Raw genomic sequence first — 14,590 nt, forward strand, 5'->3', positions numbered from 1 at the left:
GGCTAAACCCCTACTTTAGACCACAGCCTGTGGATAACTTTGTGGATAGACCTGGGGGTTTGAAATGGCAGTAGTTGGCGTTGAGCTAACCGAGCTCTGGGATCGAGTCGTCGAGCATGTCTCGGCTGGCGAACCTCAGCATCGCGCATTTTTAGCGATGACTAAGCCCCTAGGTCTTCTACAAAACGAAGGTGGCGCCACCAGTCTCTTGGTCGCAGCGCCCAATGCATTCGCAAAAGATGTTCTCGAATCCCGCCTCCGCACAGTTGTAAATGAAGTGCTCACAAAAGAGCTCGGTGAGAAAGCAAATATCGCAGTGATGGTCGATGAAACTATCGAACTCGCAGATCTGCCGGCACCAACTGTTGCGATTGAAACCACAGCACCACGTCCGGGAACAGGACGTGAAGATGAAAGCGTTCGCAAATCTGACGAACCTTCACAACTCAATGCGCGCTACATCTTCGAAACTTTTGTTATTGGTGCATCAAACCGATTCGCGCATGCTGCTGCAGTTGCAGTCGCTGAAGCGCCAGCAAAGGCATACAACCCGCTCTTCATCTACGGCGAATCTGGTTTGGGTAAGACTCACTTGCTCCACGCAATTGGTGCATATGCAAAAGAGCTATACGGCAATGTCCGCGTGCGTTATGTGTCTTCTGAAGAATTTACCAACGACTTTATTAACTCAATCCGCGACGATAAGGCAACCGCTTTTCAGCGTCGTTATCGCGACCTCGACATCTTGCTCGTCGATGACATTCAATTCTTAGAGAATAAAGAACGTACACAGGAAGAGTTCTTCCACACTTTCAATACGCTCTATAACGCTAATAAACAAATAGTTATTTCATCAGACCGCCCACCTAAGCAGTTAACAACTCTTGAAGATCGTTTACGTTCACGATTCGAGTGGGGTTTGATTACAGATATTCAGCCGCCTGAACTTGAAACCCGTATTGCAATTCTTCGAAAGAAAGCTGCGCAAGATAAATTAAACGCACCCGATGATGTTCTTGAATTTATCGCGTCAAAGATTTCAACCAACATTCGCGAGCTCGAAGGTGCGCTGATTCGCGTTACCGCTTTCGCATCCCTCAATCGCCAGGTTGTTGATATGGGCCTTGCTGAAATTGTTTTGAAGGATTTGATTCCAAATGAAGTTAACTCTGAAATCACTGCGCCAACGATCATGGCTCAGACCGCGGCTTATTACAGCCTGACCATTGATGACCTTTGTGGAACATCTCGTTCACGCGCGCTGGTAAATGCGCGCCAGATTGCGATGTATCTCTGCCGCGAGCTCACTGAACTTTCACTACCGAAGATCGGCCAGACATTTGGCGGCCGCGATCACACCACTGTGATGCATGCCGACCGAAAGATCCGCGAGCTCATGGCTGAGCGCCGCTCGATCTATAACCAGGTCAATGAGTTGACCACCCGCATTAAGCAGCAGACTAAATAGCCTTAGAAAGCGGTTTTGTCCGTTTTCACCCTCTTTACCCCCAGATGGGGATAACCTGTGGATAACTGTGGATATTGGCGCTATTTATGTGGGTAATCGCAGTTGATAAGCACACAAGGAGATCGGAGGGTAGGGATGGCTACGACGCCACACATCTTTACCCACAGCTCGCTCGGCGTTTCCCACAGCACTGCACAGGTAAATCAAGGCTCTGACCAGCGCTTTTACTCGATTTCCACAGCTTTCCGCCGCGGTTACTACTACTACCTTTATATATACAAATCCCGTTTCCAAGCGGACCGCTTCCACATTAGATTTCCACTACTACAAACACCTACATGGATCTGAGGGCTACGGCGTGAAATTTACTGTTGATCAAAATTCTCTAACAGATGGAGTGAATTGGGTTTCTCGAAGCCTCTCCACGCGCCCTATTAAAACTGAGCTCCTCGGAATCAAGATTGATGCAACCGGCGATGAAGTAATCCTTAGCGGTTCAGACCTAGAAACATCTTCTAAAGCAAACTTTAAAGCAGACATCTTTGAAAAAGGCGCAGTGTTAGTTCCTGGAAAGTTGCTTGCGGAAATCTGTCGCTCCCTTCCAAATAAACCAATCACTATTACTTTAGATGGCTCGCGAGTATTAGTGACATCAGGTTCTGCAAAATTTACCCTGCCAACACTTTCACTTTCTGAGTACCCAAATCTTCCTGAACTTCCTGAAACAACTGGAACAGTTGCAAGTGATACTTTCGCAACAGCAGTTGCACAGGTTGCAATCGCTGCAGGGCGCGATGATTCACTACCAACACTTACGGGTGTTCATGTTGAAATCACCGAAGAGACAATCACTCTTGCTGCAACAGATCGCTACCGCCTTGCAGTTCGCGAATTTAACTGGAACCCAGCAACACCAGGTTTCTCAACATCAGCACTCATGCGCGCTCGCACATTAGCGGATGCTGCAAAATCACTTATTGGTTCAAAAAATGTTTCACTTTCTTTTGCACCAACAACATCAAATGATCGCCTTGCAGGATTTAGTGGCGATGGTAAAACAATGACTTCACGTATGTTGGATGGAACCTTCCCTCCATACCGCCACTTGCTGCCAACTGATTCAGTAACAACTGCAGTTGTAGAAGTTGCACCATTCCTTGACTCTGTTCGCCGCGTCGCGCTCGTTACAGATAAAACTGTTCCACTACGTCTTGAATTTAAAGATGGAGGAGTATCACTTGAAGCAGGAGCTGGCGAAGAAGCGCAAGCAACCGAAACTATCGATGTACTACTTAACGGCGAACCAATCTCAATCGCTTTTAACCCTGTCTTCTTAGCTGACGGACTCCAAGCGGTCGGAACACCATTTGTTCAGATCTCATTTACCGGCTCCAACAAACCAGCGATCCTCACCGGCCGCACCGAACCAAACGGCGCATCCATCGAGAACTACCGCTACCTGTTGATGCCTATGCGTTACGCCTCTTAACAAGGCACCCATATGCGCGTAACTCGGCTAGCGCTGACCAATTTCCGCTCCTATAAAAACCTCGAGCTGGAATTTTCTGCCGGCCCCACAACATTTATCGGCAATAACGGCAGCGGCAAAACAAATATCGCCGAGAGCCTTATCTATCTCGCCTACCTATCTTCACATCGCGTTTCAAATAACCAACCACTTATCTCGCTAGGTGCAGATCAAGCAATAATCCGCGCAGAAATTGAGAGCCAAGGTCGCACACTGCAGGTAGATCTTGAGATCAACGCAAATAAAGCTAACCGTGCACGACTTAATAGCAACCCAGTTAAATCACAGCGCGAAATTTTGGGCGCTCTGCAAATTATCTACTTCTCCCCTGAAGATCTTGATTTAGTTCGCGGCGAACCAACCCACCGCCGCGATTTCTTAGACAAACTTTTGATTACACAATCACCACGCCTTGCTGGAGTTATCTCTGATTACGAGCGTGTTGTAAAACAGCGCAACACTTTGCTAAAAACCCGCGCTCCGGAAAACGCTTTAGTTCCATGGACAGAACAACTCATTACATACGGCGCACAACTATCGGCCGAACGAATTAAATTAGTTGACGATTTAAACCCTTATGTCACTGCAAACTACAAAAATCTCAACGAAGTGAAACCCGCATCCATCTCATATAAATCTTCAACAGAAAACTTATCCGCAGACGTTACACACAATGTGGAAATCTTGACTGCGCGACAAATTGAAGTTGCGCGACAAGAACAAGAACGTGGTGTTTCATTGATCGGCCCACACCGCGACGACTTACATTTACAACTCGGTGACTTTCCTGCAAAAGGTTATGCCAGCCACGGAGAATCCTGGTCGATGGCGATCTCATTGCGTATCGGTTCATATAACTTACTTAAATCAGAAGGCGCAGAACCTGTTTTAATTCTCGACGATATCTTCGCCGAGCTCGACACTGCGCGCCGCCAACAATTAACTTCGGTTACACAGATGGCCGAACAAACTTTTATTACTGCAGCTGTTGAAAGCGATTTACCCGCCGAGTTACTATCAACCAAGTTCTATGTGGCTCCAGGGGAGGCGAAGAGATGAGTAAGCGCGATCTCGCCCACGACCTCTTCCAAAGTTATAAAACCGGATTCACCAAAAAGAAGAAGGTCATCGAAGAGCGCACCCAAACCCCCGGCGACCCAACCCTGATTGCCAATGTTCTTAGTGACCTGATTCAGCAGCGCGATTGGGATTCCGGCCTCGCCGAAGGAACCTTGTTCGCCACCTGGGCTCAAGTCGTCGGCCCTGAAATCAGCCAACACACCACACCTTTATCCATGCTCGACGGGCGCCTTCTGGTGCAATGCTCATCAACCGCCTGGGCCACCCAGCTCAACCTCGTCGGTCCATCACTGCTCGAGAAGATCCGCTCAAGCGCACCAGGCGCCTTGGTTGAATCCCTCGACTTCATCGGCCCCCAGGCTCCATCCTGGAAGCGCGGCTTAAGAACAATCTCCAACGGGCGCGGCCCCAGGGATACATACGGCTAAAAAGGATTTATGTAGCAAGGAAGGCTGAAAGCAAAAGTTGGGCGCGAAGCAACCAGTTTTGCGTAGCCTTCCTGTGGAATAAATCCGCAGCAGCCATAGTTACACCCTATGTAAACCTGAGTCGCCTCGACTCAACTCTTTGCGTAGAATCGACTCAGGTTACGAGCCTCAACCCAGATTGGCTTGAGAGAAGAAACAGATTCAGCGAAGGAGCAACACAATGGCTAGAGCAGTCGGAATCGACTTAGGAACAACAAATAGCTGCGTATCAGTACTCGAAGGTGGAGAACCAACGGTTATTGCAAATGCGGAAGGCGCTCGCACAACCCCATCGATCGTCGCATTCGCAAAGAATGGCGAAGTTCTCGTCGGTGAAGTTGCAAAGCGTCAGTCAGTGACAAACGTCGAACGCACAATTCGTTCCGTTAAACGTCACATGGGTACCAACTGGACGATGGATATCGACGGTAAGAAGTACACACCACAAGAAATTTCAGCGCGCGTTCTACAAAAGCTAAAGCGCGATGCAGAGGCGTATCTCGGAGAGACAGTAACGGATGCTGTAATTACAGTTCCTGCTTACTTCAACGATGCACAGCGCCAAGCAACAAAAGAAGCTGGCGAAATCGCGGGCCTCAACGTTCTTCGTATTATCAACGAGCCAACTGCAGCAGCACTTGCATACGGACTCGATAAGGCAGATCAAGAACAGACAATTCTCGTATTCGACCTTGGTGGCGGAACATTCGACGTTTCACTCCTTGAAATCGGCGACGGTGTTGTAGAAGTTAAAGCAACCAACGGTGATAACAACCTCGGTGGCGATGACTGGGATCAATCACTTGTTGATCACCTCGTAAAGACATTCGGATCTGCAAATGGCATCGACCTTACAAAAGACAAGATGGCAATGCAGCGTATCCGCGAAGCTGCTGAAAAAGCGAAGATCGAACTTTCATCTTCACAATCAGCAACTATCAACCTTCCATACATCACAGTTGATTCAGAGAAGAACCCATTGTTCTTAGATGAAACAATTACTCGCGCACAGTTCCAGTCATTGACTGCAGATCTTCTCGAGCGATGCAAGAAGCCATTCCAAGCAGTTCTTAAAGATGCTGGAATTCCAATTGCAAATATTCACTCAGTAGTTCTCGTTGGTGGATCAACTCGTATGCCAGCTGTCGTTGACTTGGTTCGCGAATTAACTGGCGGAAAAGAGCCAAATAAGGGCGTAAACCCTGATGAAGTAGTTGCAGTTGGCGCATCACTTCAAGCCGGTGTTCTTAAGGGCGAAGTAAAGGATGTATTGCTTCTCGACGTCACACCACTTTCTCTTGGTATCGAAACCAAGGGTGGAGTTATGACAAAGTTGATCGAGCGCAACACAACTATTCCTACAAAGCGTTCTGAAATCTTTACAACTGCTGATGACAATCAGCCAGCTGTTCAGATTCAGGCTTACCAAGGTGAGCGCGAGATGGCTGCATATAACAAGAAGCTCGGAATGTTTGAGCTCACTGGTATCGCACCAGCTCCACGCGGAGTCCCACAAGTTGAAGTTACATTCGATATCGATGCAAACGGAATCGTTCATGTATCTGCGAAGGATCTTGCAACAGGTAAAGAGCAGGGAATGACCATCACTGGTGGTTCAGCTCTATCTAAGGATGAGATCGCAAAGATGATGGCTGATGCCGAAGCACACGCAAATGAAGATAAGCAGCGTCGTGAAGAAGCAGAAATCCGCAACACAGGTGACTCACTCGTCTACCAGACAGAGAAGTTCCTTACCGATAACGCAGATAAGTTCACCGAAGGTGAAGCTGCAACTAAGAAGGCTGAACTCGATGAAGCACTCGCTGCGTTGAAGACAGATCTTGGTGGGGCTAACTTCGAATCAATTAAGTCAAACACTGAAAAGGTTTCGACAATCTCACAGGCACTTGGTGCACTGATGTATGCGAACGCATCTGCTCAGGCAGAAGGCGCATCAGCAGGATCTGAAGATCATGTTGAAGATGCAGAAGTTATCGACGCGGAAGAAGCTAATTAAGTGAGACACAAAAGTGTCGAGCATTTGGGATGGGTATAAATAGGTGACTACAGAAAACTTAGAATCAACCGAAGCAAATGACGCTTTGATTGAGTCTCAAGAGTCTGAAACAACTGCCGACGCTGCACCGGTTCAGGAGACTGACCCGGTTGCAGCGCTCACAGCTGATTTACAACGACTTCAGGCTGAATATGCCAACTATCGCAAGCGCGTAGAACGCGACCGCGCAGTTGCTCACGAGCTCGCTATTGGTTCAGTACTAACTGAACTTCTCGCAACCCTCGATGACATCGACCGCGCGGCTGACCACAACGAACTTACAGGTGGCTTCAAGGCTGTTGCAGATCAGATCTCAGCAATCACCAACCGTTTCGGACTCGAAAAGTACGGAACTGAAGGCGAAGAGTTTGATCCGCAGATCCACGAAGCGTTGCTCCATGACACATCTGCTGATGTAAAGGTTTCAACTGCATCAAAGATCTTGCAGCCTGGATATAAGTACAAAGAACGCATATTGCGCCCAGCGCGAGTTGCAGTGACGGATCCAGAATAAAAAATGGCCGCTAAAGACCTGTACGAGAAGGATTTCTACAAAATCTTGGGTGTAACGGCTACGGCGACCCAGTCTGAAATTAAAAGCGCCTACCGTTTGAAAGCTAAAGATTTACACCCTGATAAAAATCAAGGTGATACCGCTTTGGAAGATAAGTTCAAAGCTGTCTCTGAGGCTTACGACATCTTGTCTGATTCAAAGAAGCGCGCCGAATACGATGAAGCCCGTTCATACTTTGAACGTGGTGGATTCCGCGCACCACAAGGTGGCGCAGGACAGAACTTCCAAGGTGGAGATTTCTCCGACATCTTCGGTGGCGGAAACCCACAAGATATCTTCGCTAATTTATTTGGCGGCGGCGGTCGTCGTGGGCCACGTAAAGGCAGCGACTTACAAACCGAAGCAACAATCACATTTAAAGAAGCTGTCTTCGGTACAACACTGGATTTGAAACTTAATACCGATGGAAACGGATCGCAGACAATTTCTGCACGTGTTCCTGCTGGTGTTAATGATGGCGCAAAGATTCGCGTTAAAGGAAAAGGTGCACCGGGAGAGGCAGGACCCGGTGATCTCTTCATTGAGCTAGAAGTAAAGCCCCACGCTACTTTTTCTCGCAAAGGTGAGAACTTGTTATTAACCCTTCCTGTTACATTTGCAGAGGCTGCACTTGGCGCAGACATTAAAGTCCCGACACTTTCTGGTGATGATGTCACTGTTCGTTTAGCTGCAGGAACACCAACAGGCCGTGTGCTTCGCGTTAAAGGCCGCGGCATTAAGAAAGGCGCAATTGTTGGCGACCTACTTGTCACCGTTGAAGTACAGGTTCCTCGTCGGGTTGAAGGAAAAGCTATTGATGCAATCAAGGCATTTGCAGCGGCAACTTCAGATCACGATATCCGTGCAGAGTTTGTTACTAAGGCAAAGTCATGACAAAGGACTTGCCACACGAAGAGCATCCTGACGACGATGCAGGACTTTATGTAATTTCAGTTGCTGCAGAACTTTCTGGTCTGCATCCACAAACTCTTCGCCAATACGACCGCCTAGGTTTAGTTTCACCAGATCGCACAGTCGGCCGTAATCGTCGTTATTCACTTCGCGACATTGCATCGCTTCGTATGGTGCAGCGATTAGTCGGCGAAGGAATCAACCACGCCGGCATTAAGCGGATCATCGAACTTGAGACAGCAATGGCAAACATGGCTGTTGAAGTCGCAAAACTACGCATCGAAGTTGATGCACTGATTGAGCAGAACCCACCAAAGGGATTGCCAACACGTAAGAAGTCCGATGTCATCATTTACAAAGATGAGAACTAACTCTTTATAAAGTTTGTGCGACCCTTCCAAGTCCCTAAGGTTTGTTCCGCAGGTGATTTCAAAATACTTTCTAATACGGTTGCATAGACATCTCTAAAGTCTGTTGTCACCGCTAGGTCTCCATTAATCAAATTCTTCAGTGATGGTTGATCTCCGTAGAAGCCACCATTTACCTTGTCACCAATAACAAACATTGGTCCCGAAGTTCCATGATCTGTTCCTTGTGAGCCATTTCCAATGACGCGGCGGCCAAATTCGCTATAAACAACCATCGTGACATCGGCCGCCCTTGAAGTGGATTTCATCTGCCCCATAAAGCGCGCAATCGAATCAGATACAACACCAAGCAACTCAGCCTGCGCATTGGCCTCATTGGCATGGGTATCGAAACCACCGAGAGAGACAGACCAGACACGAGTAGGCGAACCGGCTGCAATCAGCTTTGCCACAACATCAAGCTGTTGCGCCAAATTGCTATCACCACCCGCATTTCCACCATTAACAGTTGGAAGATCAGGATTAACTGGCGCAGGTGCTTTCAAGATTGGTTGCACCGTAGTTGAAACTGTAAAGAGATTACGCATTGAGGTTGCAGCTGCTGCCATTAACGCTGAATCGTTACGAGAAACCTTTGAAAGCTGCTGGCAATTCACACCAACACTTCCCTTAGGAATTACCAAACCACCAAGTGGTAATACTGATCCTGAACGCTTCGCACCGGCAAAGAGCGGAGGCAGAACCGAACCTAGAGAGATTGCCAACATTGAATCTTCTGCCTGCGAATCTATCCAGCGACCCAACCAACCAGTGTTTATGTGTTTTGCAGGAGAAGCTGTCTGCCACTTCGCCATCGATGAAAAGTGTGAGCGGTCAGGATTTGGATAACCAACACCACGAATGATCGCAACCTTCTTCTGGTCCCACAAAACTTTCAAACTCTTCATTGCGGGATTGAGGGCCAGTTCAGCATCAAGTGGAAGAACAGTTTCGGGTTTATAAGAAATCTCAGGACGCGATGCAAAATAAATCGGATCCTTATATGGAATAACGGTATTCAAACCATCGTTACCGCCATACAAGGTGAGCATGACAAGAATTGGAGTGCCGGAAGGAAGTGGGCGACTTACTGCGGCAGCTGCAATTTCATCAACACTTAAAATCGGTGCAATTGCACCCGCCGCAACAGCACCTGCTGTCATTGTTAAGAATTTACGTCTGGTTACTGTATCCATGGCGGCTCCTATGCACTCACTACATATTCAGGGCTACAGAGTGCAAGCACTGCAAACTCTTGCGGATTAGAAACTGAATTACGCAGCGCTGCCTGTGTGCGGGCGCTCCATTCAGCAACACCTAACCAATCAGCGCTCTGCATAACGCGGCGATCTTCAGAAATTTCTAGTAGCCCGCGAAGAGAACTCTGTTTAACCAACCATGTGGCAAAAGAGATTCGATACTGAGCGCTAGCTGATGAAAGCCACGCTTCACCTGCTGGCCAACCACCAACATTGGGGGGCGAGAACGGAATCTGCCCCAATTTATTGAGGAAGCCATTTAACTGCGCAGGCTTTTCAAGAAGCGATGGGGTTAATTCAAGTGCGCGACATGCAGAGATAAACCATTCGACTGGCGATTTCACTAGTGCAAACCGCGCATCCTTCAGCGCAGAATCGTTAGTCATAGCAAGGACGCCTTGTGAAATATTCCGTGATGAAAGCGCTTTAACCGCCGAGAAATTAGCTGGCATTGGTTCAGTGCTAGAAATAAAGCGATACCAGAAACGCTCTGCAATAAATTTTGGACAATCATCGCGAGCAACCAAATAGTCAACGACGCTTTCGCCTGTAAAAACTCTATTTGTGCCAAGGAGAGTAACCGCGCTTGAATCGTGGCGCTTCGGATTAAATGTAACTGTGCCATTGCTCTTCACAACCTGGTAACCAGTCAGAACTTTTGCCAGAGCTTTCACATCATCTTCGGTGTATCGATCAACACCCAGAATAAATAACTCCATCAATTCGCGAGCTAAATTTTCGTTAGGTGCTTTGGCGGTGCTGTCTTGCCCATCTAACCAAAATTGCAGAGCGCCATCATTGAGCATGGCACGAGACATCTCATTGAAATTACCAAGCGCATACTTTCGAAGCGTTTGATTCTGCTTAAACATGGTGAGCGGATAATCAACTTTGGTAATGGAAGTCGCCCAGTGCCCATGCCAGAACCAAGTCATCTTCTCTGAAAGTCCATGGTTGCTCAGCGCCATGCGATCGAGCCACCACAGCGATAACTTTTCGGATTGATTACGCATTCCCAAAGCGAAAGGAACTACATCTGCAGAGTTCGGCTTCGGGCGCGGCCCTAAATCAGTAAGTACAGGTTCAGCGATTGCATCTGCGCCCGGGTCACTTGCAGGAATAGTGGTCAGAGCGCTGCGAGATTTTTCAACGCCCATCTTGAGTGATGCTGCGAATTCGCCAGGACGAGGCCCAAAGCCAAAGCGTTGGTGAAGTCGAGCAATCTCCATCCGCTTCGTGTTCATGTCTCGACAGTAGCCCCACTAGTTGAGCGAGGTAAGGTTCGGGCATGAATTCAAAGGAACTTCTCCGAGAACAAATTCTTAACAAGGCTGTTGTCCACGGCAAAGTCATCTTGTCTTCAGGCAAGGAAGCCGATTACTACGTCGATCTTCGCCGCGTAACTCTTGACCACGTCGCAGCGCCCCTTGTTGGCGAAGTAATGCTCGATCTGACCAAGGGCCTTGATTACGACGCAGTGGGCGGACTTACCTTGGGCGCAGACCCTGTTGCCACAGCGATGATGCATGTGGCTGCCCGCAACGGCAAAAAGATTGATTCTTTTGTAGTTCGTAAGGCTGAAAAGGCACACGGACTTCAGCGCCGCATCGAAGGTCCAGATGTAAAAGGCAAGAGAGTCTTAGCTGTTGAAGATACTTCTACAACAGGTGGATCAGTTCTTACCGCTGTCGAAGCACTTCTTGAAGCAGGCGCAATTGTTGTTGGCGTTGCAGTTATAGTCGAACGCGGTGCAAAGCAGGCAATTCTTGATGCAGGCTACAAGTACTACGCCGCTTACTCGCTCGAAGATTTAGGTCTGTAAGACTTACGAGTGATGCTTGCGAGTACTCCACTCGCGGAAGAATTCGATTGCAACAGGTACGACGCTCACAATAATAATGAGCCCCACAACCGGCAGAAGATACTTATCTACTGAACCTTCCAGCTTTTCACCGAGCAAATAACCCAGACCAATAATTCCTTGCGTCCAGATAATTGCGCCCAGAACATTCCAGAACATAAATTTCTTTGCAGGAACACCAACAATGCCAGCAAGTGGATTAATCAGCGTGCGAACAAATGGAATAAAACGAGCTAACACCAACGCTTTTCCAGTGCCGTACTTGTTCAGCCACTTCTCAGTTGCTTCAACCTTTGATTGCGTGAAGAAGCGACCATCAGGACGGCTAAATAACTTGCGCCCGTATTTTGCACCGAACCAATAACCAACCTGCGAACCAATAACGGCAACGATAGGAGCACCAATAAAGAGTGCAACTGGATCAAGGGAAGCTCCACCCAAGATGGCAGCGCCCGAACCAGAGGCTGCAACACCTGCGATAAAGAGAAGTGAATCGCCAGGAAATGCTAGGCCTACCAACAAACCAGTTTCTGCAAAGATGATTGCCAAGACACCGATAAGCCCAAGGTCGCCAACGATCGAATGGGCATCAAAGAGGTTTGCAGCAATGTTCATGACTCGAGGATAAGGTAACGGCCGTGAATATTCATCCCAATGGCGAGCTAATGAATGAAAAATATCGCCCACAGTTTCACTTCACACCTGCGCGCAATTGGATGAATGACCCCAATGGGTTGCTCTATTACAAAGGCAAATATCACCTCTTTTTCCAACATAACCCGCAGGCAAATGTCTGGGGAAATATGTCGTGGGGACATGCAGTCAGTACTGATCTTTACTCATGGCAAGAGTTACCTGTTGCAATTAATTGCACACCAACATCTGGAATCTTTTCTGGAAGTGCTGTTGTTGATTACAACAACACTTCAGGTCTTGGAACTACAGAGAATCCACCGATTGTTGCTATTTATACAGAACATCAAAACGATGAAAGCAATCAATCACAATGTTTGGCATATAGCGTCGATGAAGGTCTGACATTTACCAAGTACGAAGGTAATCCTGTTCTTGATATCAACCTTCCTAACTTCCGCGATCCGAAAGTGAGCTGGATTGATGGCCAATGGATTATGACTCTGGCGCTGCCGCAAGAATTTAAAATCTCTTTCTATGCATCCCCTAACTTAAAAGAGTGGACACACTTAAGTGACTTTGGCCCTGCAGCTGAAGTCGGCGGAATCTGGGAATGCCCCGATCTATTTCAACTCGGCGATAAATGGGTATTGATTGTTTCGCTCAACCCAGGTGGATTCCAGATCGGTTCAGGAACACAGTATTTTGTCGGTCAGTGGAACAGTAAAGAATTTATCGCAGATGATGTGCAGACTCGCTGGATTGATTACGGCCGCGATAACTATGCGGGTGTCACATTCTCAAACGCACCAGATAACAAACGAATCTTTCTGGGATGGATGAGCAACTGGGATTACGCAGTGAAGGTTCCAACAGACCCATGGCGAAGTGCGATGACAATTCCGCGAGAACTTTCTTTGCAGGCAAATACATTGGTGCAGATACCTATCGAAAAACCAGGCGGGTTCCCAGAAGTTTCATTCACAACAAGCGGTGGCGCGATCCGTATTCATGAAACACCTGAACGTTTTGCCGAAATCGGCGTTCGCAACGGAAAGATTTATGCCGATACATCCAATGCCTGGAATGAAATAGCAGCGCCACTGGTGCAAGAAGTCCCCGCACCAGCGAGCGAGGTCGACTTCAGAGTCATTGTGGATCGGGGCTCAATCGAGGTTTTTGCCGCTGGTTCTACCGTCTGTTTCACAAACCTTGTGCTTGTTGATACTTCGCTGCACTATGTCGAAACAATTGGCGAAGTGAATAACCTTAAATTGCAGCAGTTGTATCGCGAACAACAAGGCTAAGCGGAACCAAAATATTCTTATGCTCACTTACTGGGTGAGCGATTTCAGAGATAGCTGCAGCTGCAGCAACCTGTCCTTCAAATTGAGGCGGCTGCGCAACAGTTGTTAAACCCACATACTGTGCAATCAAGTGATCATCAAAGCCAATCACTGACATATCTTCAGGAACGCGCAAGCCTTTCTTGCGAATAGCTTTTAGCGCACCGAACGCCATTTCATCTGAATGACAGAAGAGCGCAGTCGGCAACTTCTTCCTCTGCAAGAAAGCTTCCATAGCAATCTCTGCGGTGTAGATATTAAAGTCGCCACGGATTTCAAAATCAGGATTCCATTCAGCGCCAACTTCATTGAGCACTTCAATAAAACCTTTGGTGCGATTATCTGAGACATCAAAGTTATAAGCAGTTTCGCGCTGGCCAGATAGAACCGCAATCTCGCGATGACCCAAATCAATTAAGTGTTTTGTTGCAACGCGCCCACCCATCACGTCGTCGATTGCAACACTTGTACAACCTTCGTGAATGAAACCAATTGTTGTGATTGGGATTCCTAAACTAAGTAGCGATTCAAACTCTTCATCTGTCGGAGGCATGCTGATTACAATGAGCGCATCAACTTTTCCGCGCAACTGCTTATGTTGGAAAATTCTTTGACGCGCTTCAACTTGAGAAAAGTTATAGAGAAGCAAATCCATTCCAGCTTCGCGTAAACTTTGTTCAATTCCATTAATCGCTTCAGCAAAATACCAACGTGATAAATACGGAGCGATGACACCGATTCGATTTGTGCGCTGAATTAATTCGCGCGGAATTAAATCTGAACGCAATGGATAATTAAGTTCCATCGCAGCTGCAACAATCTTTGATCGCGTTGCTTCATTAACGTGGTGCAGCCCTCGAAGTGCGCGAGAAACCGTGGCCGGTGAAACCCCAGCCTTTTCGGCGATTTCGACGACTCCAGCCATCTACCCACCCTTTCGCTAGCCGACTGCAAATTTCTGCAAAACCTCTGCAAAAGATACCCCCGAGACCCCCTTTTTAGATAGCCCACCCCCGCACT

The 14,590-nt window shown here is 47.8% G+C and carries 14 protein-coding genes; 10 read left to right on the forward strand and 4 right to left on the reverse strand.

The window, feature by feature from the left end; all coding sequences use genetic code 11:
* Nucleotides 1–64 precede the first annotated feature (64 nt).
* From dnaA to A1sIA56_RS00040, 8 genes are all read left to right on the forward strand, one after another.
* Nucleotides 65–1,468, forward strand: coding sequence for a chromosomal replication initiator protein DnaA (gene dnaA, locus A1sIA56_RS00005; RefSeq protein ID WP_095672925.1), 1,404 nt, complete (start codon nucleotides 65–67; stop codon nucleotides 1,466–1,468).
* Between the two features lie 358 nt (nucleotides 1,469–1,826).
* Complete coding sequence (gene dnaN, locus A1sIA56_RS00010) at nucleotides 1,827–2,957, forward strand: DNA polymerase III subunit beta (protein ID WP_095672926.1); 1,131 nt, start codon at nucleotides 1,827–1,829, stop codon at nucleotides 2,955–2,957.
* A gap of 12 nt (nucleotides 2,958–2,969) precedes the next feature.
* The gene (gene recF, locus A1sIA56_RS00015) at nucleotides 2,970–4,055 is read left to right on the forward strand and encodes a DNA replication/repair protein RecF (RefSeq protein WP_095672927.1); all 1,086 of its coding nucleotides are present in this window, start codon (nucleotides 2,970–2,972) and stop codon (nucleotides 4,053–4,055) included.
* Nucleotides 4,052–4,504, forward strand: coding sequence for a DciA family protein (locus tag A1sIA56_RS00020; RefSeq protein WP_095672928.1), 453 nt, complete (start codon nucleotides 4,052–4,054; stop codon nucleotides 4,502–4,504). Before recF ends, A1sIA56_RS00020 begins: the two co-directional genes overlap by 4 nt.
* A 220-nt stretch (nucleotides 4,505–4,724) precedes the next feature.
* A complete protein-coding gene (gene dnaK, locus A1sIA56_RS00025) occupies nucleotides 4,725–6,560 on the forward strand; it encodes a molecular chaperone DnaK (RefSeq protein ID WP_095672929.1) in 1,836 nt (611 codons plus the stop codon).
* Nucleotides 6,561–6,645: 85 nt separating this feature from the next.
* On the forward strand, nucleotides 6,646–7,113 hold the full coding sequence (gene grpE / locus A1sIA56_RS00030; protein ID WP_420021864.1) for a nucleotide exchange factor GrpE: 468 nt from the start codon (nucleotides 6,646–6,648) through the stop codon (nucleotides 7,111–7,113).
* A gap of 3 nt (nucleotides 7,114–7,116) precedes the next feature.
* Entirely contained in the window at nucleotides 7,117–8,046 is a 930-nt protein-coding gene (locus A1sIA56_RS00035) for a DnaJ C-terminal domain-containing protein (RefSeq protein ID WP_095672931.1), read from the forward strand.
* Nucleotides 8,043–8,435 carry a heat shock protein transcriptional repressor HspR gene (locus A1sIA56_RS00040; RefSeq protein ID WP_095672932.1) on the forward strand — a complete coding sequence of 131 codons (393 nt, stop codon included), beginning with the start codon at nucleotides 8,043–8,045 and terminating at the stop codon, nucleotides 8,433–8,435. Before A1sIA56_RS00035 ends, A1sIA56_RS00040 begins: the two co-directional genes overlap by 4 nt.
* Here the strand turns inward: A1sIA56_RS00040 and A1sIA56_RS00045 are convergent.
* Together A1sIA56_RS00045 and A1sIA56_RS00050 are read right to left on the reverse strand one after the other, a co-directional pair.
* Nucleotides 8,432–9,667 (reverse strand): DUF1501 domain-containing protein, encoded by a 1,236-nt coding sequence (locus tag A1sIA56_RS00045; RefSeq protein ID WP_095672933.1) that lies wholly within the window; start codon nucleotides 9,665–9,667, stop codon nucleotides 8,432–8,434. The genes A1sIA56_RS00040 and A1sIA56_RS00045 overlap by 4 nt on opposite strands.
* Nucleotides 9,668–9,675: 8 nt before the next feature.
* Nucleotides 9,676–10,974 carry a DUF1800 domain-containing protein gene (locus A1sIA56_RS00050; protein ID WP_095672934.1) on the reverse strand — a complete coding sequence of 433 codons (1,299 nt, stop codon included), beginning with the start codon at nucleotides 10,972–10,974 and terminating at the stop codon, nucleotides 9,676–9,678.
* A gap of 44 nt (nucleotides 10,975–11,018) precedes the next feature.
* Between A1sIA56_RS00050 and pyrE the strand changes: the two genes are divergently transcribed.
* Nucleotides 11,019–11,552, forward strand: coding sequence for an orotate phosphoribosyltransferase (gene pyrE, locus A1sIA56_RS00055; protein WP_095672935.1), 534 nt, complete (start codon nucleotides 11,019–11,021; stop codon nucleotides 11,550–11,552).
* 3 nt (nucleotides 11,553–11,555) lie between these two features.
* Here pyrE and A1sIA56_RS00060 read toward each other — a convergent pair whose 3' ends face one another.
* On the reverse strand, nucleotides 11,556–12,206 hold the full coding sequence (locus tag A1sIA56_RS00060) for a DedA family protein (protein ID WP_095672936.1): 651 nt from the start codon (nucleotides 12,204–12,206) through the stop codon (nucleotides 11,556–11,558).
* Between the two features lie 50 nt (nucleotides 12,207–12,256).
* Between A1sIA56_RS00060 and A1sIA56_RS00065 the strand changes: the two genes are divergently transcribed.
* Nucleotides 12,257–13,531, forward strand: a complete 1,275-nt coding sequence (locus A1sIA56_RS00065) for a glycoside hydrolase family 32 protein (RefSeq protein ID WP_095672937.1) — start codon at nucleotides 12,257–12,259, stop codon at nucleotides 13,529–13,531.
* On the opposite strand, the gene A1sIA56_RS00070 is transcribed toward A1sIA56_RS00065, so the two are convergent.
* Nucleotides 13,494–14,495, reverse strand: a complete 1,002-nt coding sequence (locus A1sIA56_RS00070; RefSeq protein WP_095672938.1) for a LacI family DNA-binding transcriptional regulator — start codon at nucleotides 14,493–14,495, stop codon at nucleotides 13,494–13,496. The two genes, A1sIA56_RS00065 and A1sIA56_RS00070, sit on opposite strands and share 38 nt — an antisense overlap.
* Nucleotides 14,496–14,590 lie beyond the last annotated feature (95 nt).

Origin of the sequence: Candidatus Planktophila sulfonica (genome assembly GCF_002288065.1) — a bacterium.
GTDB lineage: Bacteria > Actinomycetota > Actinomycetes > Nanopelagicales > Nanopelagicaceae > Planktophila > Planktophila sulfonica.

Bases quoted from the DNA above. Each gene is read 5' to 3' on its own strand.
- A1sIA56_RS00070 (WP_095672938.1), bottom strand. From the start codon at position 14,495: ATGGCTGGAGTCGTCGAAATCGCCGAAAAGGCTGGGGTTTCACCGGCC.
- A1sIA56_RS00035 (WP_095672931.1), top strand. From the start codon at position 7,117: ATGGCCGCTAAAGACCTGTACGAGAAGGATTTCTACAAAATCTTGGGT.
- A1sIA56_RS00065 (WP_095672937.1), top strand. From the start codon at position 12,257: ATGAATGAAAAATATCGCCCACAGTTTCACTTCACACCTGCGCGCAAT.
- dnaA (WP_095672925.1), top strand. From the start codon at position 65: ATGGCAGTAGTTGGCGTTGAGCTAACCGAGCTCTGGGATCGAGTCGTC.
- A1sIA56_RS00020 (WP_095672928.1), top strand. From the start codon at position 4,052: ATGAGTAAGCGCGATCTCGCCCACGACCTCTTCCAAAGTTATAAAACC.
- A1sIA56_RS00050 (WP_095672934.1), bottom strand. From the start codon at position 10,974: ATGAACACGAAGCGGATGGAGATTGCTCGACTTCACCAACGCTTTGGC.
- A1sIA56_RS00060 (WP_095672936.1), bottom strand. From the start codon at position 12,206: ATGAACATTGCTGCAAACCTCTTTGATGCCCATTCGATCGTTGGCGAC.
- A1sIA56_RS00045 (WP_095672933.1), bottom strand. From the start codon at position 9,667: ATGGATACAGTAACCAGACGTAAATTCTTAACAATGACAGCAGGTGCT.
- pyrE (WP_095672935.1), top strand. From the start codon at position 11,019: ATGAATTCAAAGGAACTTCTCCGAGAACAAATTCTTAACAAGGCTGTT.
- A1sIA56_RS00040 (WP_095672932.1), top strand. From the start codon at position 8,043: ATGACAAAGGACTTGCCACACGAAGAGCATCCTGACGACGATGCAGGA.
- dnaK (WP_095672929.1), top strand. From the start codon at position 4,725: ATGGCTAGAGCAGTCGGAATCGACTTAGGAACAACAAATAGCTGCGTA.
- recF (WP_095672927.1), top strand. From the start codon at position 2,970: ATGCGCGTAACTCGGCTAGCGCTGACCAATTTCCGCTCCTATAAAAAC.